The sequence below is a fragment of the Arthrobacter sp. 2MCAF14 genome, assembly GCF_052115645.1.
In the GTDB taxonomy this organism is placed as follows: Bacteria; Actinomycetota; Actinomycetes; order Actinomycetales; family Micrococcaceae; genus Arthrobacter.
The window spans coordinates 59049-84841 of the sequence record NZ_JBFRHB010000007.1; the positions used below are offsets into that span (position 1 = coordinate 59049).

Genomic DNA, 25793 nt, shown 5'->3' on the forward strand with positions numbered 1-25793 from the left:
AACCCCCATGCGTCTGCGAATAGTCCGGTCAGTGCTGGCCATCCTCGCCGTCGCTGGTCTTGCCGCCTGCACACCCGGCTCCGGAGGCGGTTCGCCCAGCAGCCCGGCGCCTGGCAGCAGCGCGTCGTCCTCGCCGTCGAGCAGCCCTACCGGACTTTTGCCTGACGAAACGGCGTCTCCCAGCGGCAAACCGACCCCTTCGTTCTCCCCCACCGCGCCCAGCTCACCCGGCCGCGGAGAAGCCGAGCTTTCGATCATCGTCAAGCCCTCCCCCACGGCAGCCCCGGAAAGCTACACGCTCGTCTGCACCGGCGGTGTCCCCTCCGCGGAGAGCCACCACCCCACCGCAGCCGCTGCGTGCGCCGCCCTGAAAAAGAACCCCGCCCTCCTCACGCGAACGCCGCGCTCCAGCGACCAGGTCTGCGAGCAGCGTTACGGCGGACCCCAGACGGCAATAGTCACCGGGGCCGTTGATGGCGTGGGCGTCGAGTCCTCCTACAAACTCACGGACGGCTGCGAGATTTCCGCCTGGGCCGCCGTCGCCGACATCATTGGTTCAAGCGGTGCCGGAGCTTAAATACACGCACCTCCCGCAAGAGAAATGGCTCGCGCTGGAGGCCGCCCACCACGCCCGCGTCGAACGCTACGCCAAGCCATACTTGGCCCGCCGCTCCGCAGGCCAGAAGCATCCCGTCGAAGACTTCCTCTTCACCTACTACACCCAGAAGCCCGGCCAGCTGCTGCGCTGGCACCCGGGCGATGGCGTCGTGCTCTCCGGCCCGAAAGCGGCGGAGCGGGCCGGGTGGAAGTATTACCGAGCGCTCGACGACGGCGCGCTGGCGGCCGCGGGTCTGCCCGCCCGTACCGTTGCGGTCACCTTCGATCGCCGCAAGTTCGCGGCCGACCGCACCGAGGCCATCCGCTTCGCCGGCATCATCCTCTCCGGAACCGTCGCGCGGCCCGCCCAGTTTGGTTGCTTCGGACTGCACGAGTGGGCCATGGTCTACCGCCAGGACAAGTTCGATCTTCGCCACGAGTACCTCAAGCTGCGCCTCGGCGCCGAAGGCACAGACACCGTGGTGGAAGACAACCGGATCCGCTGCTCGCACTTCGACGCCTTCCGTTTCTACACTCCGGACGCCATCCCGCTCAATGAGCTCACCCCCACGCGGGACAACCAACGCACCATGGAGCAGCCCGGCTGCCTGCATGCCAACATGGACCTCTACAAATGGGCGTACAAACTGACACCGGCCCTGCCGAGCGAGCTGGTGATGGACTGCTTCGAACTGTCCTGGCGGATCCGCGCCATGGACATGCAGGCCTCCCCCTATGACCTTGAAGAGTGGGGATATCCGGCCATCAGGATCGAGACACCACAAGGCAAGGCCGAGTACGTTGAGTATCAGAGGGCATTCGCCGCAGAGGCCCAAGCGCTCCGTGCCCGGGTCCTCGACGAAGTGCAACCGCTCCTGGAACTCCTCGTACCAACACCGTCTCACGAAGGACAGCGATGACTTCAAGCAATGGAAAGTACGACGTCGAACTCACCATCACGCTGACGGAGGCACCAGGCGCCGCGGACTATGAGTTCTTCCTGCTCGGCTCCGGCGGCGAAGTATCCGAAGGCTCGACCCTTCCGGACCCCCGCGCGGCGCTTGCCGCCGTCGAGCAATTCGGAGAAGAGATCTTCTTTCCGGTTCCCCGGCCGGACCGTATTTGCACCCAGCAATACGGCGGTCCGCAGGTGGCAACGGTTACGGGCAGGTTCCGCGGGCGCGAAGTGAGCAGCCGCTTCAGCCGGACGGACGGCTGTGAGATCGCCCGTTGGCGCACCATGGCCGCCCTCCTCGGCGGCGTGGCAGGATCCACAGGAAACATCTAACGACGCCCGCTCACAAACAACCGTCCCCACCCCGACGCCCGCTCACAAACAACCGTCCCCACCCCGACGCCCGCTCACAAACAACCGTCCCCACCCCGACGCCCGCTCACAAACAACCGTCCCCACCCCGACGCCCGCTCACATCATCTGCAAGAGGGTTCCACCGTTAAGGCTCAAAGGTGAGCGAGCGTCCGCCAAAAGGGCTATATATGTGAGCGGGCGTCCAGGGCTCACGAAGAAAACGGCCGGCGGGATATCCCGCCGGCCGCTGCCTTGCATTTCTGTCAGACGATCATTGCCGCACTAAAGGGCGTTGTTTGACTGGTCCTCCCCGTCATTCTGCAGTTTGGCCTTGCCGTGCTCGCCTTCCTGGTCATCCTTCGGCACCACGGAAACGCTGCCTTTTGCCGAGACCAGGACGGACACAAACGTCGGCGAGCTGGTACCGGCAAACGTGAGCCGGCCGATGTAGGAACCCGGCGTCAGGTTGTTCCACGCGAAGGTGAGCTTCCCGGATTTGCCGTTCTTCATCTTGATCGGGTTGGGCGTGACGGTGGCATTGCCTTGGTTTGCGCCCAGGATCGCGGCATCAACACTGGCCTTGGTGGGCCGGTTGTTGGGGCTGGCGTACAAGTTCGCGATGATCGTGTACGTCCCAGGCTGCGGGTTGTCGAGCGAGAGCGACTCACTGGCACTCGGTGTCGCTGCGGTGAACAACTGACCCGACGGCGACAGAACATACAGATCGAAATCCGCGGTGGGATCGGAAGAAATCACCGAGAACTTCGCGAACGCCGTTCCGGGGGGAACCGTGGCGGTCTTGAGGAAGTTCGAGGTATTGTTCGCCACAGCCACGGGACCGGGAACAAGCTCCGCGGCGGAGGAATCAGCCTTGGAGAGGCCGTCAATGGTCACAGCCGTGGGTGAGTCGGAACCGGAGACGATGTTGATGTCCGCCGATCCGCTTGCCTGCTGGGACGTGAAGGCGACGCTCTTGGAGGCCACCACCGACTGCGGACGGACCGCAATCGGAGAGACCACCGACTTGTTGGCGCCTTCCCACTTCAACGATCCCATCGCGAAAGTGCCCAGTGGCGCGGTCTTGTTTTCGAAGGTCACCGTGAAGGTCTTCTTCTGTCCCACATCTTTGAAATTCAGCACAGACGGGGTGACCTTGACGTCAACGCCAGGGACGTTGACTGTCGCCCGGTATTGTCCCGGGGTCAGCGCGGTGACGGTGCGGGTGACCTCGATCTTGCCCGCCAGGTTACCCAGGGCGAACGACGGAAGGTTCATGTCGCGCGGCAGTGTCGAGCCAAGTCCAGGCTTGCCGAGATCGACGCCGGTGCCCCGGATGAACTTCCAGTAGTCCTCGGTTCCGGCGTCGTAGACCAGGCCTGGTTCCAGCACGCTGGCAGGGTTCATCTCTCCTGCACCGGTAGCGAAGACGTCCTGGTTCTTGCTTCCATCGGCGAGCTTGACGTCACTCGCCGTCGTCATCATGGCCGACTTGACCATCGCCGGTGACCAATCGGGATTCTTCGCCAGGATCAAGGCTCCGAAACCTGCAATGTGCGGGGAGGCCATGGAGGTACCGGACATGAATCCGTACTCATCACCCTTGCTGCCGATCGGCGAAACACCCGCCAGCACGGCAACGCCGGGAGCCGAGACGTCCGGCTTGAGGAGATCCGAATCGGTGGCGAGGAGCGGGCCGCGGGAGGAGAATCCGGCGATCTGCGGCTGGGCCTCGAGCGGAAGACCGGTGGTGTCGTGGTCAACCAGGGAAACAGTAAGTCCCGTGCTTGCCGCGACCTTGTCCTTGATGGCTTGCGAGGCCGGAGGATTCACGTGGACGGTGGGCACCGCGTGCTTGTCGGTGTCCAAGGAGGAGTTGGCGAGGTTCACGAGGATCATGCCCACGCCGCCACCGCGGAGCACCTCGGCGCTCTTGGCGACGCGGTCAACCACCCCGCGGTCACACACCACTACCTTGCCGGCGATTTTCGCCGGGTCCAGAGACCCAGGCGCACAGAGTGCCGCGTTACCGGCACCTGAGGCGGCGTTCGCGGAGAGCACGACGCCGGCCCCGCTCACCTGGTGGTTCATGATGCTCGCGCCGCGGAACTTGGTGCCGTCGGAGAATTCGACGGTTCCCTGGAGCTCCTGGGAGAAGGAAGTAGCCGCAACGGTGGTCATCCAGGGTGCGCCGTGGTTGACGGTGCTGGCCTGCGGACCCGAGTTACCGGCGGACGCTGCCACAAAGATCCCGGCCGACGCAGCAGAGAGGAACGCGAGCGAGACAGGGTCGGTGGTGGTGTCCGTAGCGCCGGAAATGGAGTAATTCAGGACGTCCACGCCGTCGGCAACGGCCTGGTCAATGGCGGCGATGGCCGCGGAACTGTAGCAACCGCCCGTATTGGGGTCGGTGTCTTCCCAGCAGACCTTGTAGATCGAGAGCTTGGCAGCTGGTGCCACTCCGCTTGTCTTGCCGAAGCTGCGGCCATCCACGAACGTTTCCACACCGGAGTTGCCAGCGGCGGTGCTGGCCGTGTGCGTTCCGTGGCTCACGACGTCGATGGGCGAGATCTGTTCCTGGGGTGCCCGTTGGCCTGGCGGAACTGTCTGCAGGAAGGCATCTGCGAAGTAGTGGGCGGCGAGGACTTTGGAATTACAGGCAGTTCCGTCAAACGCTGCCCCTGTGTCCGTGCCCTTCTGGCACTCGCCTACAAAGGTATCTCCATTGGCCTTCAGCATGGCGATCTTGCCGTCACTCGTGCGGTAAGGGACGCCCACCTGGGGGTCCCCGACCAGCGGCTGGACGGGATCGCCGGCGAAGAACTTGCTTGTGGGCGTGTAGCCGGTGTCGATGACGCCCACCACAGTGCCCTTGCCGGCCTGGTCCTGGCCGCCGAACTGGGTATTCCACACGCCGTTCGGTCCGCTGAGGTTGAGGAAATCGGTGGTGGAGTAGTCAGGAGCGGACTGCGTGTCCGGGGCAACGAGGAGAACATCGGGGTTCTTCGCGAGATTGACGGCCTGGTTCGCGGAAAGGGTGGCGCTGAAGCCGTTGATGGCTGTGGTGTAGTCGCGATTGATGCTCACGCTCTGCTGCTTGGCCACGTCCTGCTGCTTCTGCTGCAAGTGGGCCTGGTACTGCTTAACTTCGGCCCTGCCGACGTCAAGCTTCTTGCCGGATTGCGGCTTGGTGGGCACATAGCCGGGCGTTCCGCCGTCGTAAGTGGCCGCTGGCTTCTCTGCCAGCACCACTACGTAGCGGCCATCCTGATAAGACTTGGGGTCGACATTCCGGGCAACCCCCGCAACCGTTGATCCGAAGACCGTTGAGCCGGAAGCGGGCGAAGCATGAGCGGGTGTCAAAGCCACCGAGGAGAGCAGAACCGGTAGTCCGACGGCCAACGCCGCAGCTTTTCGAAGCCCCCCGCTTCTAATGAAGCTCTTTCCTTGTGAATTCACGAGTGATTGCACCTTTCCGGGCGATCGTGGCGGTCATGTCAAGATCAATCAACTAAGGACGTGCACCGATTGACAGTTCTTGTAATCAGCTAAAGCCCAGCCGACTCATAGAGTACAGAGTGATAGCTGAATATGACATAGGACACATTTCACGTTTTTTGTCATGTCATTCGGCATCAGAATACATCCGCACGCAGCAGTGGGCACGCCCCCGTCGGAAGGGGACGTGCCCACTGTGCGGATATTCAGATATTGATCGCGAAGGCGGAGCCTCAGGCGTGCTGGTACGTCAAGCAATCAGCCGCTTCGGCACCGGGGCCGATCCGGACATCGTGGGCCTCGCACATGAGGTTGTTGTTGTGGGTGCATTCCGAGCGCTGGCAGGCACCGACATGCGCCAGGACTTTGGGGAGTCCTCCCATGAGCGCGGTGTCAATGAAGGTGGCGCAGGAAGCGTGATCCGCGGTTCCGCCGATCGTAATCCCGTAGGCGGTGCAGCCATGATGGTTGAATCCGCAGCTGCCAACGCTGCATGCGGACACTTCGGCGACGTGTTCGGTCATTGCTCCTCCTGTTGGACGGGGAATTTCCTAGACAGTAATTCCAAGCTACTCCCGAATACGCGCCTTTAACCCGGAGGATTAGCGCATTTGCGCGTACCCTATTGCACTCCAGACGGTGTCAGCGGCCCGGGCCACGCTAAGAATGGATCCCTCTCAGCGCGTCGCTGATTTTGGCCCTTGTCGAAGCATCGGGCGGGACGGAAATGCGGTTTTCCCGGGCAGCCCGGTCCGCCATGATCCTTTGGAAAACCACCCTGCCCAGGCCGGCGAAAACAGCGGCAAGGACCACGGGCAAAACCATCGACTTAGCGTTTTCGGCCATGCCGCAATCCTAGTGACGCAAACCACCTCGAGCTAGCGCGGCGATCGGGCAGTGCCCAGAGCCGCCGTCGTCCGGTGCCCGGAGCCGTCGTCGGGCATTGAAAACCCCCGACGACGGCGGGGCGCCGCCGCGAATTGGCGCGGCCCACGGGGCCTCTTCACCGATCTCCCGCAAATAGGGTATGTAGCGATTTGGCCGGTAGAATGGGCATGCAAGCTCGCGGAGCGCCCCCCTTATTCCGTAAGACCCTGCCGCTAAACACTGTTCCTGAACGCTGTTTGGAGGCAGTTCCGGCGTGAGACGGCACCACTCCGCGGCAGCCTTTAACCAAGGTTTAACCAACGCTCACGCACAGGAGTTACCGGATGCCCCGGATCGTCGTCGACGTCATGCCCAAGCCCGAGATTCTGGACCCTCAGGGGAAGGCCATCGTGGGCGCACTGCCCCGCCTCGGCTTCACCAGCTTTAGCGCAGTCCGCCAGGGCAAGCGCTTCGAACTGACCGTCGACGGCGAGGTGACCGATGCCATCCTCGCCCAGGCCCGCGAGGCCGCTGAGACCCTGCTGTCCAACCCGGTGATCGAAGACGTCGTCAACGTCGAGGTCGTCGAGGCCTGACATGACTGAACTTCCTTTGATCGGCGGAGCCCCTGTGGCCGTCGAACCCCATTTGGTCGGGGCCAAGATCGGCGTCGTTACCTTCCCCGGCACCCTTGACGACCGCGACGCCGCCCGTGCGGTCCGCCTCGCAGGCGGCACCGCCGTCGCGCTATGGCATGGAAACGGCGACGCGGACGCCTTGCGGGACGTCGACGCCGTCGTCATCCCGGGCGGTTTCTCCTATGGCGACTACCTGCGCGCCGGCGCGATTTCCCGCTTCGCTCCGCTGATGTCCCGCATCATCGATGCTGCCAACAGCGACGCCAAGCTGCCCGTGTTGGGTATTTGCAACGGCTTCCAGATCCTGACCGAGTCGCACCTGCTCCCGGGCTCCATGATCAAGAATGACCACTTGAAGTTCTTGTGCCGCGACCAGGTGCTGCGCGTGGAGAACAACAAGACCGTGTGGACCTCGGACTACGAGGCAGGCGAGGAAATCACGGTTCCGCTGAAGAACCAGGATGGCCAGTACATCGCTGACGACAAGACCCTGGACGCCCTTGAGGCCGAGGGCCGCGTCGTGTTCCGCTATGTCGGCTGGAACCCGAACGGTTCACGCCGCGACATTGCCGGCATCAGCAACGCCGCCGGCAACGTGGTGGGCCTCATGCCGCACCCGGAGCACGCGGTGGAGCCCGGATTCGGTCCTGAGTCCAACGCCGGCACGGATGGCTTGGGCTTCTTCACCTCCGTCCTGAACAAGATCGTGGGAGGCGCACAGTGACTACCTCAGCTGAAACCGTCGGCAAGAAGTTCAACATCGACACGGTGGAGAACGCGGCTAAAACGCCGGACACCGAGCTCCCCTGGGCCGAACTCGGCTTGAAGCAGAACGAGTTCGACGAGGTCGTGAAGGTCCTGGGCCGCCGGCCTACCGGCGCCGAGCTCGCCATGTACTCCGTCATGTGGAGCGAGCACTGCTCCTACAAGTCCTCGAAGAACCACCTGCGCCAGTTCGGCGAAAAGGTGACCGAGGAGATGAAGAAGGACATGCTCGTGGGCATCGGCGAAAACGCCGGCGTCACCAACTTGGGCGACGGCTGGGCCGTGACGTTCAAGATCGAGTCCCACAACTCGCCGTCGTTCGTGGAGCCTTACCAGGGTGCCGCGACCGGTATCGGCGGCATTGTCCGCGACATCATCTCGATGGGCGCCCGCCCGGTAGCCGTGATGGACCCGCTGCGTTTCGGCGCCATCGACCACCCGGACACGGCCCGCGTCATGCATGGTGCCGTTGCCGGCATTGGCGGCTACGGCAACTCGCTTGGATTGCCGAACATCGGCGGCGAAATGGTGTTCGACTCCGTGTACCAGGGCAACCCGCTGGTCAACGCGTTGGCAGTCGGCGTCATGCGCCACGAAGACATCCGCCTTGCCAACGCCTCCGGTAAGGGCAACAAGGTAGTCCTTTTCGGTGCGCGCACCGGCGGCGACGGCATTGGCGGCGCCTCGGTGCTGGCGTCGGAGTCCTTCGACGACACCAAGCCGTCCAAGCGCCCCGCCGTCCAGGTAGGCGACCCCTTCGCCGAAAAGGTGCTCATCGAGTGCTGCCTGGAGCTGTTCAAGGGTTCGCTGGTTGAGGGTATCCAGGACCTCGGCGCCGCGGGCATCTCCTGTGCCACGTCCGAGCTCGCTTCCAACGGCGACGGCGGTATGCAGGTTGAGCTGACCTCGGTCTTGCTGCGCGATCCCACGCTGACCCCGGGCGAAATCCTGATGTCCGAGTCGCAGGAACGAATGATGGCGGTTGTCACCCCTGAGAACATCGCCGCGTTCGAGGCTGTCATGGACAAATGGGCCGTGGAGTACTCCTGGCTGGGCGAAGTGACCGACACAGGCCGCCTCATCATCACGTGGGAAGGCGAAGTCATTGTCGACGTCGACCCGCGCACCGTTGCCCACGACGGACCGGTCTACGACCGCCCGTTTGCCCGCCCCTCATGGCAGGATTCCGTGCAGGCCGACACCTTCACGGGCTCCGTGCAGGACGCCGGCCGCCCGTCGACTTCCGGGGAACTGGCCACTGCCATTACCGAGCTCATTGCTTCACCGAACATGTGCAGCAAGGCCTGGATCACCAAGCAGTACGACCGCTACGTCGGAGGCAACACCGCCATGGCGTTCCCGGACGACGCTGGGGTGGTCCGGGTGGACGAGGAAACCGGCCTTGGCGTTGCCCTGGCCACTGACGCGAACGGCCGCTACACCTACCTCGACCCGTACCACGGCGCACAGCTGGCACTGGCCGAGGCGTACCGCAACGTCGCAACCTCCGGCGCCGTCCCGATGGCCGTCAGCGACTGCCTGAACTTCGGTTCCCCCGAGGACCCGGACGTCATGTGGCAGCTGGCCGAGTCCATTCGTGGCCTGTCGGACGCTTGCATGGAGCTGGGCGTCCCGGTCACCGGCGGCAACGTCTCGCTGTACAACCAGACCGGTACCGTGCCCATCCACCCGTCCCCCGTGGTTGCAGTGCTGGGCAAGCTCGACGACGTCGCGCGCCGCACCCCGTCGGGCTGGAAGGAAGACGGCCAGGCCATCTACCTGCTGGGCACCACGGCCGCGGAACTGGACGGTTCGGAGTGGTCCAACCTGCGCGGACACCTCGGTGGCTTGCCGCCGAAGGTTGACTTGTCCATCGAGCGCCAGCTCGGCGAAATCCTCATCAACGCTTCGCGCGACGGCATGATCGACGCCGCGCACGACCTCTCCGAGGGCGGCCTTGCCGCTGCGCTGGTGGAGTCCGCACTTCGCTACGGCGTGGGCGCCCGGATTGCGCTGGACGAACTCGTGGAGCGCGACGCCGTGGACCTGTTCACCGCATTGTTCTCCGAGTCCCAGGGCCGGGCCATCGTGTCCGTTCCGCGCTCTGAGGAAGTCCGCTTCAAGGACATGTGCACTGCCCGCGGCTTCGCCCACCTCCGGATCGGCGTCGTCGACGCTGCCGGCGGCAAGCTGGAGATCAACGGCGTGGACGAGCTCTCCTTGGACGCCCTCAGCGAAGCCCACGAGGCCACCCTGCCGAAGTACTTCGGCTAGGCTCACCCGGCCCACCCTTCGTTTGCTCCTCACCGGCGCCGGTGGGGAGCAAACGTGTTTAAGGCCTGCTCCAGACATCGCCGGTATGGTGGCAACGCTCGCTCACATATACCCGTCTTCCGGGCAACGCTCGCTCACGCATCTGAGCGTCCCCCCAAAACCCCCCATAGGTGAGCGAGCGTCCCGCCAAAACCCCCATAGGTGAGCGAGCGTCCCGCCAAAACCCCACATTAGTGAGCGAGCGTCCGCCGTTCCCCCCATAGGTGAGCGAGCGTCCGGGGTCCGGGTCAGTCTTCGCTGTGGAGGTCCCGGCGTCGGGCGCTCAGGAGCTCCAGTTCGGGGCGCGCGGCAACGAAGCGTTCGACGGCGTCGAGCACCTCCACGAGATGCGCCCGGTCTGCTGCCACCGCGCCTGCGCCGATGAGGGCACGGCGATGCTGGTCCAAGTGTCCGGTCTCGGCGGCAGAGACTTCGAATCGCCGTTTCAACTCGGCGATCAGCGGGCGCACGAGGGAGCGTTTCTCCTTCAGGCTGTGCACCTCGCCCAGGAGGATGTCGAACTCGATCCACGCGATCCACATGCGCCCATCGTATCCAGTAGCCGGGCGCCCTCCCGCTTGGGAGCCCACGATGGCAAGATGAGGACAGACCAAAGGAGCTCCATGGGCGCGGACGATCATATGAACAAGGCCGGCAATGCAGTATCCCGGGGCGCCGGTTCGGTGGGAGATGCCGTCGACGACGCCAAGGATTCACGGACCGTCAGAGTCGTGGCGCGGGCCGGCTTTGTCGCCTTAGGGCTAATACACCTTCTGATCGGGACCATCGCCCTGGGGATCGCGCTGGGCGCATCCGGCCAAGCCGACCAAAGCGGAGCGGTCGGCCAGATGGCCGCTACGCCCGGCGGCGTCGTTCTTTTGTGGGCGGGACTTGTGGCCTGCGGGGCCCTCGCGCTCTACATGGCGAGCGACGCCGTGATGGGGTGGAGCGGGCGCGACAGCTCCAAGCGCTGGATGAATCGGCTCAAGGCGGCCGGGCAGGCGATCGTCTTCGCTGTGGCCGCCGTGACTTTCGGCAGTTTTGCGCTCAGCCGTCCAAGCAGCAGCAGCGAGAAATCCCGTTCGACCAGCGCAGACCTCATGTCCAGCACTCCCGGCACCGTCCTCCTGCTGATCATCGGGGTGGCGCTGCTGGCAGCCGCCGGCACATACGTCTTCATGGGGATCACACGCAAGTACGAAAAGAACCTGAGGGGGAAACCGTCCGGGGCCTTGGGAGATGCGTTTACGATACTGGGCGTGGTGGGCTATTGCGCGAAGGGGGTGGCGCTCGGCGCCGTCGGCTTGCTCATCCTGATCGCCACAGCGGCGCACGACCCCTCCCAACAAGGCGGCCTCGACTCGGCACTCAAAGCCTTCCTGAAACAACCCTTTGGCGGATGGGTTCTGGGGTTCGTCAGCCTCGGACTCATGGCCTACGGTATCTATTCCTTGTTCCGTTCCCGTTACCAGCGGCTCTGACGCGGGCCGCGCCGGTTGGCACGGCGCAGCCGCCAGAAACGCCCGACGGCGGCCCGCACCAAAAGTGGGAACCGCCGTCGGGCGCTTATTTAGCTTGGCCGTGCTACTTGGACGTGCCTTGCGACACCGAACCCTGCAGCTGACGCTGGAAGATGACGTAGACGATCAGCACCGGAACCACCGTGACGGTGACTGCTGCGAACAGGGCGCCGAAGTCCACCGCATAACCCATTTGGCCCGCAAACGCGGCCAGTCCTTGGGATAGCACGCGTGGCCCTGCCGCGTTGATGGCCACCGGAATCAGGAACTGGTTCCACAGGCCCAGGAAGTTGAAAATGGCAACGGAAGCGAGTCCCGGCTTGGCCATCGGCAACATGACCTGGAAGAACGTCCGCCACTCCCCTGCTCCGTCCAACGCAGCCGCCTCCGTGATTTCGTGGGGTAACGACTTGAAGAAGGAGAACAGGAAGAAGACGGTGAACGGCAGCGCGAAGCCGACGTACACCAGGATGAGGCCCGGCAAAGTGTTCAACAGGCCGATGTTCCGCATGATGAAGAACAGAGGAACCATGGCCAGGAAGATCGGGAAGGTCAGGCCGGCCAGCATCAGGTAGTAGATGGCTTTGCTGCCCGGGAAGGTGTAACGCGCAAGGACGTACGCACACATGGCACCGAGGACCATGACGATCACCAACGCCGAACCCACCACGACCACCGAGTTCAGGAAGTAGCTTCCGATTCCGGCTTCGCTCCAGGCCCGGATGTAGTTATCGAAGCGCCACTGCGAGGGCAAGGCGAACGGCGAGGCGAAGATCTCGCTGGACGTCTTGAAGGAGGACATGAAGGTCCACAGCAAGGGCAGGATCACAATGAGGGACCAGATGGTCAGGGCGGTGTGCGAAACGGCGCCAACCACCTTGTCACCGGTGGTCATGGCCGGATTACGGGGGCTGAAGTGAAGCGATTTCATTTCCTGGCTGGCTATTTTGGAAGTCATCAGAGGGACACATCCTTGTCGCCACCAGTGAGCCTGTTGACCAGGAACACGAGGCCAGAGAAAATCAGGGTGGCTACGGCCAGCACAACGCCCATGGCGCTGGCCAGGCCGAACTGGCCCTTGGTGAAAGCGGTGAAAAAGAGCTGCTGGGACATCACCAGGGTGGAGTTGTCCGGGCCGCCGCCGGAGTTCAGGGCGGCCATGTAGACGAATGCATCCAGCGCTAGGATGCCCATGTAGATGTAGGCCGTCTGGATGTTGTCCCGGATCAGCGGGATGGTGATGGACACGGCAGTGCGGAAGCGTCCCGCGCCGTCGATCCGCGCCGCCTCAAACAATTCGGCGGGGATACCCTTGATGCCCGCTACGAACAGCACCATGTAGAAGCCGATGAAGCCCCACACGATCACGAACATCGTGGCGATCATGGCCGTGTTCTTGTCCCCAAGCCAGGCGTAGGACTTGAATTGGTCCATGCCCAGGGAGGTGAGGATGCCGTTCAGCAGACCTCCGGACGGATCGTAGATCTGGCCCCACATGATGCCGATGGCGATCGCCGGAATCGTGTAGGGGAAGAACGAGACAACCCGGTAGAAGCTGGAGTTGCGCAGGCCCTTGATCTGGCCCTTGCTGCTGCCGCCCACGGTCACCAAGGTTGCCAGCACCAGGCTGAGGATGATGGTGATGATGGGCAGGAAGATGACCAGCAGGATGTTGTTCCCCATGGCCTTCATGAAAATGTCGTCCGTGAAGAGCTTCTGGTAGTTCTGGAAACCCGTGAAATTCATGTTGGGCGAGAAACCGCTCCAGTCCGTCATGGAGTAGTAGAACGCCTGCGCAAACGGAGAGATCACAAACAGGATGTAGATGGCCAAGGGTACGCCAAGGAAGACAACAAAGAAGCTGATCTTGTCGAATGTCAGGGGCTTGCGCCGCCTCTTGTAGACGGGTGGTGCGGCGTCCGGAACGACGACGGCGGACGCACCGTCGCCGACCCGGAGTGTTTTTGCTTTCACTGAAGTCACTTCACTTCAATCTTCGTGACCGAGCTGTCGTTGCGGACCTTATCTGTGATCTTCTGCAGGTCCGACGTCAGCGTGGCGACGTCGGACTTTCCATCGAGGAACGTGTTCCATACAACCAACTGGTCCTTGTTCATCCCGTAAAGGTCAACAAAGTTCCACGTGAAGATATTCGACCCAGCATCGCTGAGCAGCTTGGTCTGGGAAACCAGGGCGGTGGAACCGAAGCCATCGGCGGGAACGGTGTCCTTGACGATGGTGGGGGCCAGCTTGGTCTTGGCAAAGTTGGTGGCGGCATCCTTGGACAGCATGACACGCAGCAATTCCTTGCCGCCAGCAACGTTTTTGCCCTGGGACGGAACAACGAAGGGCTCGCCGGAAGCGCTATGCATTGCCTCGTAGGGAAGTTTGGATCCCGAGGTCACGGTAGGAACAGGAACGCCGGTCATCTTGAACCCGGACTTGGTCTGGTCCTTCATCTCGTTTTCTATCCACGAGCCGGACGGGTAGAACACGGCTTCCTGGGCGTTGCTCCACTGCGCCTGCGCTGCGGTGAACTGCGTACCTGAGCCACCTGGCTTGAAGTGGCCCGCCTTGACGATCTTGCCCAAGGCCGTGAAGACGCTCTGGATGGCCGGGTGGGACCAGGCGTCCGCCTTCAGGTTTTCGAGGCCAAGGCGAACGTCGTTGCCGCCTTCCTTGATGGCGGAAGCGATCGCCATTTCCTGGTAGTAGGTGGCTGCTTCCTTGCCCCAGACGAACAGGTACTTGCCTTTGGCCTTGGCCTGTTCGCCGAGTGCGTACATCTCATCCCAGGTTTTCGGCACGGTCCAACCGTTGTCCTTCAGGAATGAATCCGAGTACCACATGGCGTAAACGGTCAGCACGTAGTTCAGGGCCGCCAGCTTGCCATTGAAAGTACCCGGGGCGAGCACTCCAGCGTAGAGGGTGTCCTTGATGACCTTGCCCTCAAGGTTCTTGGCGTTGACCACGCTGGTAAGGTCTTCAAGCTGAGCCAGGATCGTGCTGAAGCCAATTGCCTTGGCACCGGAGTTGTCGATCAGGTCAGGCGGGTTGCCTCCGACGAATCGCGGCTGGAGTTCCTGCGCGATGTCCGTGGACGGGGAAATCTTGGCGGTGGAACCTGAATGTGCGCTTTCGAAGCCTTTGCCGGCGAAGTCAACGTAGTCGATTCCATACCCGCCCTTGAAGATCACGGCGTCAACGGTGGACTTGTCTGCCATGCCGAACGGATTGGTATCCGAAACGGTCCCCGTTGGACCAGTGGTTCCTCCGCCGCCACCCCCGGCGCAAGAGGCCATCGAACCGGCCAACGGCACAAGCACGGCTGCGGCCAGCGCGCCGCGAAGGAAACCGCGGCGTGCAAGGGACTGCTGCTGAACGTTCATCCTAAAACCCTCCAGAGACTCGTTGTACCGAACCCTGACGGCGTCTTGGCCGGCAGTCGATCGGTCCGGGCACCGCCGCTGCGACGCGCCCTTCGTGTGACATACTTCACCACGAGTGATTGAAAAGCAATATTTGAGGGCAGTTTCGATCAACTTTTGTCAAAATGTGATCTGACGATCCTGCCGCCCGAAGGGGTCATTTGGGTGTTTTAACCCCGTAATTCAGGGATTTTGCGCACTGAGCGATAGCCTCGCGCGCCCATTGCTGCTGTTGCTCGGTTCCCACCCGCGCGGCCCACTGCTCAGCGAGCTGGAATTCCACCATCGCCTCGGTGCGGCGACCGTCGTCGTACATCGCCCAACCGAGGTTGTTGTGCAGGGAAACCATCCACCGTTTGGTACGGGAATCGTCGACGGCGGAGGCATACTCAAGCGCGCTTCGCGTCCATGATTCCTGGTGGCCGGAGTCCGCGATGGCCAGCATGTGAAGTGCGTCCACGGCGAGGAAATCTTCGCCCAAGAGGTCGCCCATCTCGGCGGCCTGTTCGAAGAGCGGAACGGCCATGGCCGGGTGGCCGGCGGAGTTGAGCAGGCGGCCACGCTCCAGGAGGATCCGCACAGCAATGGTGGGCTCCTCTTCGGCGTCAATCCCGTCCAAGAGAGCGTCCGCTTCCTCGAAGCGGCCTTGCAGGCCGATCGCCCGGCCCAATTGGGTGGCGAGCTCGGCGCGCTCAAAGGCATCGTAGGCGGGATCCGCCATGGCTTCGCGGAAGCGGGCTTCCGACAAAGCGGGGTCCTCAAAATTCCACAGCTCATCGAGGGTCTTTTGTTCCAGCATCTGGCTCCTCCTGATTGCTTCGAGGCGATGGAAGGTGCGGTCCACTCACAATCTAGCCGAAGCCGCAGACAGGGTCCGCGTGTCAGTCCTTGGCGAGCCGGGCCCAGCCCAGCTGCTCCTGCTGCTTGCGGTTCAACGAGGAAACCACGAGGTCATAAGAATCCTCCACCATGTCCCGGACCATGGAGTCGGGGAGCGCGCCGTCCAAGCGCACGCCATTCCAGTGCGTCTTGTTCATGTGCCAGGCGCCGGTGATTTCCGGATGGGCCGAGCGAAGTTGCACAGCCAAGGCGGGATCGCATTTGAGGCTTACTGCCAAGTTCTGGTCGTCCATGGCAGATGCGGCGAACATCTTGCCTTCCTGCTTGGATCCGCCGGACACAGCGGACCGGACTTTGAAAACCGAGGTTTCCGGGCCGAACGGGAAGTCTTCATAGGTCCCGGGGAAGGCAAGGCAGATTTTGCGGAGGGTGGCAGCGTCCATATCGCGAGACTAGCGGAGTGCGACGACTAGCGGAGTGCGACGACTAGCGGACCGACCGCCTCACGCAACGTCCAGGAAGTCCTCGAGGAGCACCACTTCCAGTCCGGCAGCCACTTGCGCCGAGCGGAATGCCTCGAAGTCTGCCGCGAATTCGGGGCGGAAGTGCATCAGGACGATGTCGCCGGGTCGGAGGGAATTGCCGTACTGGTAGTCCATGCGCCCGGCATTGGCCTTGGCCTCCCACGTAACGATCGCCTTCAGGCCGGCGGCGGCAACGGCTTGGCGCATGGCGGTTGAGTACGCACCTCCGGGAGGCCTGAACAGTGTGGGCTTGCGGCCGTACTGCTGGAGGGCGAAATCCTGCATGCCTGCGATGTCGTCAAGCTGACGCTGATAGCCCCATTGCGTGGTCATGTTGACGTTGTGGCTGACCGTATGGTTTTCAACCAGACTCCCCTGCGCCATGAACGCCTTGAAGAATGCAGGGTTGTCGCGGACCGTGTTGCTCGTGAGGAACAGTGTGGCCGGGTAGCCGTTCTCCGCGAGGAGCCGGACGCTTTCCGGGGACTTGACCAGTCCGTCGTCGATCGTCAGGAACACCACGGGATGTTTGGTGGGGATTTTGGTAATCACGGGAGCCAGTCCGCCTTGGATAGGCGGCAGCGTGAAGTCGGGGACGAAAGGGTTCCGGAGCCGCCCGCGGCCGGCGGGGCTTGGTGTGGGATACATCGCGGCGCTTGCGGACGACGACGGCGAGGGGCCAGCAGCGCCGGGGGTCGCCGTCGGGCTTTCTGGAGACGGGTTTCCCGGGACCGCGCATGCCCCCAGCCCAGCCACGAGGGAAGCCCCGAGGAAACCGAGCGCGGTGCGTCGGCTGGTGGTGGAAGGGTGGTCGTCACACATGGAAATTCCCTGATCTCGAAAGGGTGATTGCCCCCAAAACATACCAGCGTCCGGTTAACGGAAGACGACGGCTAGATGCCGCTCCGCCAGCCCATCTGTGCCGGACAAGCGTTCATGACGACGTCCAGGCCCGCAGCTTTGGCCCGTTCCGCTGCGTCCTCGTCAATTACTCCGAGCTGGAGCCAAACGGCTTTCGCTCCCACGGCAATCGCTTCGTCCACTACGGCGCCGACGCGCGAGGAGTTCACAAAGCAGTCGACGACGTCGATGGGCTGCTTCTCGAAGGGCACGTCGGCAAGGAATTTGTAGCCGGTTTCACCGTGGACGTCTTCGCCTTTTTGGTTGATCGGAATGATCTCCATGCCCATCGTGTCGCGAACATAGAGAGCAACCTCGAACGCAGAGCGCCACTCATTCGTGCTGAGTCCCACGATTGCCCAGCGGCCCTTAGTCCGCATAAGCCGGTCAATGACTGCCGGATCGTTGACGTGTGTCATAGCTCCAGCCTACTAGCGGGACAGCAGTCCAAGGAGCCAACGCAGCGACGCCCCGGCAGGCTTCAGGGACACGTCGTCCTGGGCGTTCTCGACTGTTTGCTGAACCCCGTTCTGGAGGTCCTTCGTCGCCGGGGTGGATGGGATAGCAGTTTTGGGCTGCGGAAGGATTCCCTGCAAGTCGTCCTTAGGCTCCGTGTGGGCTGCCTTCGGCGCTTCGGATTGCTCGTCGCTTGGCCGGCCTGCAGGGGCTGGAACGGCCGCTGGCGCCACCGGCTCGTGCGGCGCCTCGCCGGGGCCGGCCGGAGCAGTGACCACGGGGTCCGTCGAAGGGCCTGCCACTGGGGGTACCGCCGACGGCAGGTCGGCGGGAGCAGGATGCGTCGCGACTTTCGGGGAGTCCTGGGCGGGGGCTGGAGGTACCAGCGACGGCGGAGCTGTGGTCCAAGCGGGCGCCCAGCCGGAGATCAGCGTCTGCATGAACTCCGGGGTTCCCTTGCTGAATCCGCCGCTCGCGGCCGCAACGCCACCAACACCTAGGCCCATGGCGGTCAGGACGGCGGCACCAATGACGACGGGGCGACGCTTGCGCAACTGACGCCGTTTGCCGAGCTCGTCGAACGGAAGAGGCTCACCCACTGCCGAGCCCGCCAGCATCGCGGCGAGTGCGGGCCCGGGGACCGGCGCCGGCATGGATGCGAAGGATTCCAGTGCTTTTAACGAGTCCGCGACTTCCGGGGCGTCCGTGAGGCCAGCCTCAAGCATGAGTTCGAGGATGACCGCGTCGCGGTCAATGTCCTTGCAATCCCAACGCATCATGGTGCCACGTATTCCTTTACTACCGAGTGCTCGCGGAGTGCATTCAACGCCCGGCGCTGCAGCTGCTTGACTGCGCCTTGGCTTTTCCCCATGATTTCGGCTGCTTGGTCCACTGTCAGACCGGCAACAATACGAAGCGTCAAGACTTCCCTCTGATCTTCCCGAAGGAGGTCCAGCAGCGCCATGACTTCGCCGGGCGCCACGCGGTCCATCGCTTCAGCTTCCGCCGAACTCGACTGGCGCGTGTCACGTTCAGGTTCAAACTCGTGGTGCTCTGGTGCCCTGCTTTGCCGACGATGGTCATCCACCATCCGGGCATGGGCCACCGAGAACACGAACGTTCGCAGACCGCTGACGCCGCCCGTGATCGTCTCGACGCGAGGCAGGACGGCAAGAAAAACGTCTTGTGCGACAGCTTCGGGATCCGAAACGCCTTTCGCCGTCAGGTAGCCGAGCACTTGGCCCGCAAAGGCCTGGTAGACGGCGCTGAACAGTTCAGCTTCCCGGCCGCGAAGGGCCAGCAATGCTGCATCGGTCAAGGCGTCGGTCACTGAAGCGTGGCTTTCGTTGGGGAGCGAATGTCCGGATCCATGCGAGATCCTCGGCGGCGCCCAAACGCGGCAGGGCCGGGCAACCTCACCTAGCTTAACCGCTGCTCCCGCTATGCCCAAGGACCAGCCTTCGGTTCCGGGGGCTTGCCTCTCCCGGACTTTTTGCACATCCACGAAACCCCTTCAGACATGAAAAGGGCCGAGCTGAAACATGATGGGGGACAAATTTCAGCTCGGCCTTTCAAAGAGGTAATCGTCTGGGCACCCCAAAGGGTTACGCGGATTCCAAAAGTTTTTTCCGAAGGCGTTTTCGAACCTGATCGAGGCCTAGGGAATACTAAGAGAATGTCCTCACTTCGCTCCCGCGCCGCTGCTTCGATCGCGTGCTTGTGCCTCGCGGGGACACTTTTCGGCTGCGGTCGGAGCGATCAAAACGCGCCCGGGCCGTACCCAGAGTCATCCCCGACGAGCACGAATGCTGGGATGCCCATCGACACAGGCCCCGAGGATGGCTCGCCAATTCTGCCCTGGACGCTGAACAGAATCGATGATGCGGAAAATCGGGTGTACTTAACGACCTCAAATTTCGAGTGCAGCGCTCCCAACCGGGCAAGAATCGCCGAGACCGCAGAGACCATCACGATCACCATCCTTGGCACACCCAACAAGGGTCCTTGCACCCAACAGCTGAACACCCTCATCACGTTTGTCCAGCTCAAGTCATCGATCGGAAACAGGAAGATACTGGGTTCCAAATAGCCGGAAACGACGACGGCGGGCCGCCCGTTAAGGGCGACCCGCCGTCGTCGTAATTAGATTTTGGTGACTAGTCCTCGATGAGGTCGTGCACCACGATCGTCTGGTCCCGGTCCGGGCCGACGCCGATCGCGGAGAAGCGCGTGCCGGAGAGCTTCTCGAGGGCCAGCACGTATCTGCGAGCGTTCTCGGGGAGGTCTTCGATCGTCTTGGCGCCGGTGATGTCCTCGGTCCAGCCGTCGAAGTACTCGAAGATCGGCACTGCGTGATGGAACTCGGTCTGGGTCATGGGCATTTCGTCGTGGCGAACGCCGTCGACGTCGTAGGCCACGCAGACCGGGATCTGCTCGATGCCTGTCAGAACGTCCAGCTTGGTGACGAAGTAGTCCGTGAAGCCGTTGACGCGGGATGCGTGGCGGGCAAGGACGGCGTCGTACCAACCGCAGCGGCGCGGGCGGCCGGTGTTGACGCCGAACTCGCCACCTTTCTTCTGCAGGTACATGCCCATCTCGTCGAAGAGTTCCGTGGGGAACGGACCGGCGCCTACACGCGTGGTGTAGGCCTTGATGATGCCGATGGAACGCGAGATCCGGGTGGGTCCGATGCCCGAGCCAACAGACGCGCCGCCAGCGGTCGGGTTCGAAGAGGTCACGAACGGGTAGGTGCCGTGGTCGACGTCCAGGAACGTGGCCTGGCCGCCTTCCATGAGGACCACCTTGCCCTCGTCGAGAGCGTTGTTGAGGACCAGGGTGCTGTCTATGACCAGCGGCCGAAGGCGCTCTGCGTAGGACAGGAAATACTCCACGATCTCGTCCACCACCACGTTGCGGCGGTTGTAGACCTTGACCAGGAGCTCGTTCTTCTGACGCAGCGAACCTTCCACCTTCTGGCGGAGGATCGACTCGTCGAAGACATCCTGGACGCGGATACCCAAGCGGGCCACCTTGTCCATGTAGGCCGGCCCAATGCCCCGACCTGTGGTGCCGATAGCGCGGCTGCCGAGGAAGCGCTCCGTGACCTTGTCCAACACCTGGTGGTACGGCGCTACGAGGTGGGCATTGGCCGAGACGCGCAAACGGGATGTGTCGGCGCCGCGGGCTTCCAGGCCATCGATCTCCTGGAACAGCGCTTCAAGGTTCACCACGCAGCCGTTGCCGATGATCGGAATCGCGTTCGGGCTCAGAATACCGGCAGGAAGGAGTTTGAGCTCATACTTCTCACCGCCCACCACAACGGTGTGCCCGGCGTTGTTACCGCCGTTGGGCTTGACCACGTAGTCAACGCGGCCACCGAGCAGGTCGGTTGCTTTGCCTTTGCCTTCGTCGCCCCATTGGGCTCCGACGATCACGATAGCTGGCATGGGATCCTCCCCCATTCTTTCGGGCCGGTCCTGGCGGGATCACCAAGGCTCAGCGCCGTACATGAGAACGCCCCGAATCTTTCGGCCCTGCCCGCAGACTTTCGCAAAAGTTCACCGGCGGGATCAGCAAGAGTTCCGGGGCTCTTACCAGCCAAGTTTAGCCGATGCGGCTCTTGGACCTGTTGTCACACGGTCGGAGGACGACATGAAAACAGGCACGGCGCCCTCGAAGTTCCCTGTGAGCAGAATGTGAACTCTTCCCAAACAGTCCGCATTGAGCCCCCAAAACGGCCGCCACGCCCCAGGCGAGCGGCTACATTCTTTGTGAATCCTTACCCCACCTTTCCGTGAATCCGAAGGGAAATCCATGAATTTTCGCAACAAGCGTCTCCTGTCAACGGCAGGAGTGAGCGCACTCGCGGCATCCACGATCGCTGCCGGTATGATCGGGTTCGGCATGACGCCCGCCTCGGCCAATAGCGACCACAAAGAAACCGCGACGCCCATCAAGCACGTCGTCGTAATTTTCGGCGAGAACGTCTCCTTCGACCACTACTTCGCGACCTATCCGCAGGCAGCCAACACTGCAGGCGAAACCCAGCAAGGCAGTGGCGCAGCGGCTCCCGCGTTCACGGCAGCGAAGAACACGCCGAAGAACATCGCCACCCTCGCCCACGACAATCTGTTGGCGCCTAACAATCCCAACTCGGTCCAGCCTCAGCGCCTGACTCCGGGCCAGGCAATCACGTGCGACCAGGACCACGAATACACAGCGGAACAGAAGGCCTACAACGGTGGCCTGATGAACAAGTTCGTCGAGAACACCAGCATGGATACTTGTTCGGGTGGCCAGTTCGGGCGTCCCGGGCTGACCATGGACTACTACGACGGCAACACCGTGACCGGGATCTGGAACTACGCCCAGAACTTCGCCATGAGCGACTCACACTTCAGCACCGTGTTCGGCCCGTCCAGCCCGGGCGCGCTCAACCTTGTGTCCGGCCAGACCCACGGCGTCACGGAATTCACTGCCGCCGGGCAGCCGGTCAAACCTGCAAGCAGCGACTACACGGTCAAGTTCCCTGACGCCAACGGCGTCGGAACCATGACGGAAGACCCGGATCCGGTCTACGACGACTGCTCCAACAAGAGCCACGCGAGCAAGAACAACCTTGCGGGCATGCAGGGCAAGAACGTCGGCGACCTGCTCAACGACAAGGGCGTCAGCTGGGGCTGGTTCCAGGGCGGCTTTGCCCCGACGTCGCCGGCCACGGACACGACCCCGGCTGCGTGCATGACCACCCACACCAACATCGCGGGTGCCACGGTGACTGACTACAACCCGCACCACCAGCCGTTCCAGTACTACAAGTCAACGTCCAACCCGCACCACCTTGCTCCGGCCAGCCTGGACGAGATCGGACACAACGGCCAGGCCAACCACCAGTACGACACCACGGACTTCGCCAAGGTGGTCAACTCTGACAACATGCCTGCTGTCTCCTTCCTGAAGGCTGGAAACTATCAGGACGGCCACGCCGGGTACTCCGATCCCTTGGACGAGCAGAAGTTCATCACGCAGCAAGTGAACGCCATCCAGAACTCGAAGAACTGGGAAAACACTGCCATCGTCCTCGCCTACGATGACTCTGACGGCTGGTACGACCACGTCGCGGCCGGTGTGAAGAACTCCTCCAACACCACCGACGACGCCGCGTGGTGCCTCAACGCCTACAACAAGGGTGTGCCGATGGCCGGAGGCTATGCCGACCGTTGCGGCCCCGGCCCCCGCCAGCCGCTTGTCGTGATCTCCCCCTTCGCCAAGAAGAACTTCGTGGACCACACCCAGACGGACCAGTCATCCATCCTTCGCTTCATCGAGGACAACTGGCACACCGGCCAGATCGGTGACTCCTCGGCAGACGCCAAGGCCGGCTCCATCAACGCGATGTTCAACTTTGACAACGGGCGGGACGTGAAGCTCATCCTCAACGAATCGAACGGCACCGTGGTTTCCAGGACCAAGGAAAGCGACGACCAAAACGAGAACAAGCAGTAGCAGGCCCTTCCGAAACGGCACCGTCCCGAATCCATCGGGACGGTGCCGTTTTCCGTTAATGCAGGGCCGCTTCATGCCAAATCCGGCTCCCGCCATCGAGAGACCTAACACAGAAGTCCCGATTCACCCCACAGCTCACCGCCGTTCCGGTAGAGTTAACCAGCCCCCAACACTGCACCCAATCTGACCGGTCGCGGCAAACCGCTCCCGGCCGGATAAGTGCGCCTCGCTACACGTAGGAGACCAAAGCCCATATGCAAGACCTGGCGACTGAAACACTCGAAGAGCAGCTCTGGAACCGACGTTTCGAACCCCACATCGCCGAGGTCACGGGGCTTTGCGATTCCCTCAAAGAACAGAAGCCGGGCAGCGAAGTCCTCTACGTGGACCCCATCCACAGCGTTGACGAGTGCCGCATCATCAGCCTTTTCTCCAACACCCGCACCACAGAGGGCTCCGGCTTCATCGTCCCGGGTGACGCGGACGCCGCGACCCGCATGGTGGGCATGCAGTGGCAGTTGGGCCTGCGTCCGGAACTCATGATGCCGTGGAACGTTTATCCGTGGATCGAGCCCGACGGCGAGCCGGGCAAGCTGACTCCCGCCAACATCACCGAAGGCCTCAAGCCGCTCCTGCGTCTCCTGGCGATCGTGCCGCGCACCTCCGTGCTGGTAGCCCACGGCAACGAAGCCCATCGTTTGGCAGACCAGCTCATGAAGGCCGCACCGCAGAGCATCCACCGGAGGGGCTTCAAGACATTCAAGGTCCGCTCGCTCGGTGGACGCTCCTTCGCCGGCTCCCCCACGCGCCAGCAGGAGTACCTGGACCTCATCCATGGCGCCTACGCCGAGGCCATGGCCCGGACCGGCCTCACCCCGGTCTCCTAAGAGCCGCCCGACCCAACTGCCTCGCATTTGTTGCCGTTTTGACGGCTCATAACGGCATTAACTGCGAGTCAGTTGGGTGGGGAAAGCGCGACGGCGGCCACCCACCTTTCGGTGGGCGGCCGCCGTCGTCGTCTTCTCGGCAGTCCTAGCCTTCGATCGCTGCCTTCGCGGCGGGATCGGAGTCGTTCAGGAACTTCTCGATCCGCTCCGGTTCCTCGGCTTCGCCGATGGCAGCGGATGCCCGGCCGAGGGAGTACAGAGCGCGCAGGAATCCCCTGTTGGGCTCGTGTTCCCACGGGATGGGCCCGACGCCGCGCCAACCGTTCCGACGCAGCGAATCCAGTCCACGGTGGTAACCCACGCGGGAATACGCGTAGGAATCGATGGTCCGGCCGTCAGCCCAAGCTTCCTCCGCCAGGATCGCCCACAGCAACGAAGACGTGGGGTACTTGGGGACGAGGTCCAGTGCTTCCTGCCCCAGGGCAAGGTGCTGGTAGATCTCGGTCTCTGCAGGGAGGAGCGTCGGCTCCGGGCCCATCAGGTTCTTGCGGAATTCGTCGGACATTAGAAGGTCTTGCCTACCGAACCGAGCTGCTTTGCGGCTTCTACGATGCGGGCAGCCATGCCGGCTTCGGCGGAGGCTCCCCAGACGCGCGGGTCGTACGTCTTCTTGTTGCCCATTTCGCCGTCGACCTTCAGGACGCCGTCGTAGTTCGAGAACATGTGTCCGGCAACCGGGCGGGTGAACGCGTACTGGGTGTCGGTGTCGATGTTCATCTTGATGACACCGTAGGAAACGGCATCCGCGATTTCCTGCTCGGTGGAGCCGGAGCCGCCGTGGAAGACGAGGTCGAACGGGTTGGTCTTGCCGATCTTGGCACCGACCTCGGCCTGGATCTGCTTGAGCAGTTCGGGGCGGAGCTTGACGTTGCCCGGCTTGTACACGCCGTGGACGTTGCCGAAGGTCAGGGCAGTCAGGTAGCGGCCGTTCTCGCCGGCGCCGAGTGCCTCGATGGTCGCGAGGGCGTCTTCGGTGGTGGTGTACAGCTTCTCGTTGATCTCGTTCTCGACGCCGTCTTCCTCGCCGCCGACCGTGCCGATTTCAACCTCGAGGATGATCTTGGCCGCAGCTGCGCGTCCCAGGAGTTCGCGGCCGATCCGCAGGTTCTCGGACAGGGTCTCGTGCGAGCCGTCCCACATGTGCGAGTTGAAGATCGGGTCCTTGCCGGCCTTGACGGCTTCCTCGGAAGCAGCCAGCAGCGGGAGAACGAAATCAGCCAGCTTGTCCTGGGGGCAGTGGTCCGTGTGAAGGGCGATGTTCACGTTGTAGTTCTTGGCGACCTCGCGGGCGAAAGCCGCGAAGCCCAGGGATCCGGCAACCATGTCCTTGACGGAGGCGCCGGACCAGTAAGCCGCGCCACCGGTGGAGACCTGGATGATGCCGTCCGACTCGGCCTCGGCAAAGCCGCGGATGGCGGCGTTCAGGGTCTGCGACGAGGTGACGTTCACTGCCGGGAACGCGTATCCACCGGCCTTCGCGCGGTCGATCATCTCGGAGTAAATCTCTGGGGTTGCGATGGGCATGCTGACTCCTATGCTGATTTTCGTCTGTGGGTTTTGTTGACCCTGGAGTAGACCTATACGGCTAGGCACCATCCTAGCGACTGAAGAATCCGGCACCGTGTTTCCGGTCACGGAGACGGGTAACACTTGCGGATCTTTTGTCCCGGGGGTCCTGCTAGTAGCCGG

At 62.9% G+C, this 25793-nt stretch carries 26 protein-coding genes; 10 read left to right on the plus strand and 16 right to left on the minus strand.

The window, feature by feature from the left end; genetic code table 11:
- The first annotated feature begins 7 nt into the window (after positions 1-7).
- The 3 genes from AB4074_RS07560 to AB4074_RS07570 are packed head-to-tail and all read left to right on the plus strand — an operon-like array spanning position 8 to position 1885.
- Complete coding sequence (locus AB4074_RS07560) at positions 8-577, plus strand: SSI family serine proteinase inhibitor (RefSeq protein WP_441412823.1); 570 nt, start codon at positions 8-10, stop codon at positions 575-577.
- The gene (locus AB4074_RS07565; protein ID WP_441412824.1) at positions 474-1517 is read left to right on the plus strand and encodes a 3-methyladenine DNA glycosylase; all 1044 of its coding nucleotides are present in this window, start codon (positions 474-476) and stop codon (positions 1515-1517) included. The genes AB4074_RS07560 and AB4074_RS07565 overlap by 104 nt, the downstream gene beginning before the upstream one ends.
- Positions 1514-1885 (plus strand): serine protease inhibitor, encoded by a 372-nt coding sequence (locus tag AB4074_RS07570; protein WP_441412825.1) that lies wholly within the window; start codon positions 1514-1516, stop codon positions 1883-1885. Before AB4074_RS07565 ends, AB4074_RS07570 begins: the two co-directional genes overlap by 4 nt.
- 303 nt (positions 1886-2188) lie before the next feature.
- On the opposite strand, the gene AB4074_RS07575 is transcribed toward AB4074_RS07570, so the two are convergent.
- The 3 genes from AB4074_RS07575 to AB4074_RS07585 all read right to left on the minus strand — a co-directional run bounded on the left by AB4074_RS07575 (position 2189) and on the right by AB4074_RS07585 (position 6247).
- Positions 2189-5362, minus strand: a complete 3174-nt coding sequence (locus AB4074_RS07575; RefSeq protein ID WP_441412826.1) for a S8 family serine peptidase — start codon at positions 5360-5362, stop codon at positions 2189-2191.
- 272 nt (positions 5363-5634) lie between these two features.
- Positions 5635-5925 carry a DUF1540 domain-containing protein gene (locus AB4074_RS07580; protein ID WP_345449533.1) on the minus strand — a complete coding sequence of 97 codons (291 nt, stop codon included), beginning with the start codon at positions 5923-5925 and terminating at the stop codon, positions 5635-5637.
- Positions 5926-6061: 136 nt separating this feature from the next.
- A complete protein-coding gene (locus AB4074_RS07585) occupies positions 6062-6247 on the minus strand; it encodes a hypothetical protein (RefSeq protein WP_437772242.1) in 186 nt (61 codons plus the stop codon).
- A gap of 365 nt (positions 6248-6612) precedes the next feature.
- Here AB4074_RS07585 and purS point away from each other — a divergent pair, with 365 nt between their 5' ends.
- Genes purS through purL form a run of 3 tightly spaced genes read left to right on the plus strand, consistent with a single transcriptional unit; the run spans position 6613 to position 9945 of the window.
- Positions 6613-6864 carry a phosphoribosylformylglycinamidine synthase subunit PurS gene (purS, locus tag AB4074_RS07590; RefSeq protein ID WP_028265707.1) on the plus strand — a complete coding sequence of 84 codons (252 nt, stop codon included), beginning with the start codon at positions 6613-6615 and terminating at the stop codon, positions 6862-6864.
- Position 6865: 1 nt separating this feature from the next.
- Positions 6866-7630, plus strand: a complete 765-nt coding sequence (gene purQ, locus AB4074_RS07595) for a phosphoribosylformylglycinamidine synthase subunit PurQ (protein ID WP_441412827.1) — start codon at positions 6866-6868, stop codon at positions 7628-7630.
- Entirely contained in the window at positions 7627-9945 is a 2319-nt protein-coding gene (purL, locus tag AB4074_RS07600) for a phosphoribosylformylglycinamidine synthase subunit PurL (protein ID WP_441412828.1), read from the plus strand. Before purQ ends, purL begins: the two co-directional genes overlap by 4 nt.
- 287 nt (positions 9946-10232) lie before the next feature.
- Here purL and AB4074_RS07605 read toward each other — a convergent pair whose 3' ends face one another.
- The gene (locus AB4074_RS07605; RefSeq protein WP_284754607.1) at positions 10233-10526 is read right to left on the minus strand and encodes a DUF503 domain-containing protein; all 294 of its coding nucleotides are present in this window, start codon (positions 10524-10526) and stop codon (positions 10233-10235) included.
- Between the two features lie 81 nt (positions 10527-10607).
- Here AB4074_RS07605 and AB4074_RS07610 point away from each other — a divergent pair, with 81 nt between their 5' ends.
- Positions 10608-11465, plus strand: a complete 858-nt coding sequence (locus tag AB4074_RS07610) for a DUF1206 domain-containing protein (protein ID WP_441412829.1) — start codon at positions 10608-10610, stop codon at positions 11463-11465.
- A gap of 103 nt (positions 11466-11568) precedes the next feature.
- Here the strand turns inward: AB4074_RS07610 and AB4074_RS07615 are convergent, their stop codons facing one another.
- From AB4074_RS07615 to AB4074_RS07655, 9 genes are all read right to left on the minus strand, one after another.
- Positions 11569-12462 carry a carbohydrate ABC transporter permease gene (locus AB4074_RS07615; RefSeq protein ID WP_441412830.1) on the minus strand — a complete coding sequence of 298 codons (894 nt, stop codon included), beginning with the start codon at positions 12460-12462 and terminating at the stop codon, positions 11569-11571.
- Entirely contained in the window at positions 12462-13487 is a 1026-nt protein-coding gene (locus AB4074_RS07620; RefSeq protein WP_441412831.1) for a carbohydrate ABC transporter permease, read from the minus strand. Before AB4074_RS07620 ends, AB4074_RS07615 begins: the two co-directional genes overlap by 1 nt.
- Entirely contained in the window at positions 13484-14893 is a 1410-nt protein-coding gene (gene ngcE, locus AB4074_RS07625; protein ID WP_441412832.1) for an N-acetylglucosamine/diacetylchitobiose ABC transporter substrate-binding protein, read from the minus strand. Before ngcE ends, AB4074_RS07620 begins: the two co-directional genes overlap by 4 nt.
- A 196-nt stretch (positions 14894-15089) precedes the next feature.
- The gene (locus tag AB4074_RS07630) at positions 15090-15731 is read right to left on the minus strand and encodes a hypothetical protein (protein ID WP_441412833.1); all 642 of its coding nucleotides are present in this window, start codon (positions 15729-15731) and stop codon (positions 15090-15092) included.
- Between the two features lie 82 nt (positions 15732-15813).
- Complete coding sequence (locus AB4074_RS07635; RefSeq protein ID WP_441412834.1) at positions 15814-16215, minus strand: MmcQ/YjbR family DNA-binding protein; 402 nt, start codon at positions 16213-16215, stop codon at positions 15814-15816.
- Positions 16216-16275: 60 nt separating this feature from the next.
- Entirely contained in the window at positions 16276-17118 is an 843-nt protein-coding gene (locus AB4074_RS07640) for a polysaccharide deacetylase family protein (protein ID WP_441412835.1), read from the minus strand.
- A gap of 71 nt (positions 17119-17189) precedes the next feature.
- On the minus strand, positions 17190-17615 hold the full coding sequence (locus AB4074_RS07645) for a CoA-binding protein (protein ID WP_236814520.1): 426 nt from the start codon (positions 17613-17615) through the stop codon (positions 17190-17192).
- A gap of 12 nt (positions 17616-17627) precedes the next feature.
- Positions 17628-18431 carry a hypothetical protein gene (locus tag AB4074_RS07650; protein ID WP_441412836.1) on the minus strand — a complete coding sequence of 268 codons (804 nt, stop codon included), beginning with the start codon at positions 18429-18431 and terminating at the stop codon, positions 17628-17630.
- Positions 18428-18982 (minus strand): RNA polymerase sigma factor, encoded by a 555-nt coding sequence (locus AB4074_RS07655; RefSeq protein ID WP_441412837.1) that lies wholly within the window; start codon positions 18980-18982, stop codon positions 18428-18430. Before AB4074_RS07655 ends, AB4074_RS07650 begins: the two co-directional genes overlap by 4 nt.
- Before the next feature lie 483 nt (positions 18983-19465).
- On the opposite strand from AB4074_RS07655, the gene AB4074_RS07660 reads away from it, so the two are divergent.
- Entirely contained in the window at positions 19466-19741 is a 276-nt protein-coding gene (locus tag AB4074_RS07660; RefSeq protein ID WP_441412838.1) for a hypothetical protein, read from the plus strand.
- 67 nt (positions 19742-19808) lie between these two features.
- Here the strand turns inward: AB4074_RS07660 and AB4074_RS07665 are convergent, their stop codons facing one another.
- On the minus strand, positions 19809-21098 hold the full coding sequence (locus AB4074_RS07665) for an adenylosuccinate synthase (protein WP_441412839.1): 1290 nt from the start codon (positions 21096-21098) through the stop codon (positions 19809-19811).
- Positions 21099-21465: 367 nt separating this feature from the next.
- Between AB4074_RS07665 and AB4074_RS07670 the strand changes: the two genes are divergently transcribed.
- Both AB4074_RS07670 and AB4074_RS07675 read left to right on the plus strand, forming a co-directional pair.
- Positions 21466-23157 (plus strand): phospholipase C, encoded by a 1692-nt coding sequence (locus AB4074_RS07670; protein WP_441412840.1) that lies wholly within the window; start codon positions 21466-21468, stop codon positions 23155-23157.
- 254 nt (positions 23158-23411) lie between these two features.
- The gene (locus AB4074_RS07675) at positions 23412-24044 is read left to right on the plus strand and encodes a uracil-DNA glycosylase (protein ID WP_441412841.1); all 633 of its coding nucleotides are present in this window, start codon (positions 23412-23414) and stop codon (positions 24042-24044) included.
- A gap of 145 nt (positions 24045-24189) precedes the next feature.
- Here AB4074_RS07675 and AB4074_RS07680 read toward each other — a convergent pair whose 3' ends face one another.
- Both AB4074_RS07680 and fbaA read right to left on the minus strand, forming a co-directional pair.
- Positions 24190-24609: a DUF3151 domain-containing protein gene (locus tag AB4074_RS07680; protein ID WP_441412842.1), complete on the minus strand. Its 420-nt coding sequence runs from the start codon at positions 24607-24609 to the stop codon at positions 24190-24192.
- Positions 24609-25700, minus strand: a complete 1092-nt coding sequence (gene fbaA, locus AB4074_RS07685; protein ID WP_441412843.1) for a class II fructose-bisphosphate aldolase — start codon at positions 25698-25700, stop codon at positions 24609-24611. The genes AB4074_RS07680 and fbaA overlap by 1 nt, the downstream gene beginning before the upstream one ends.
- Between the last annotated feature and the right edge of the window lie 93 nt (positions 25701-25793).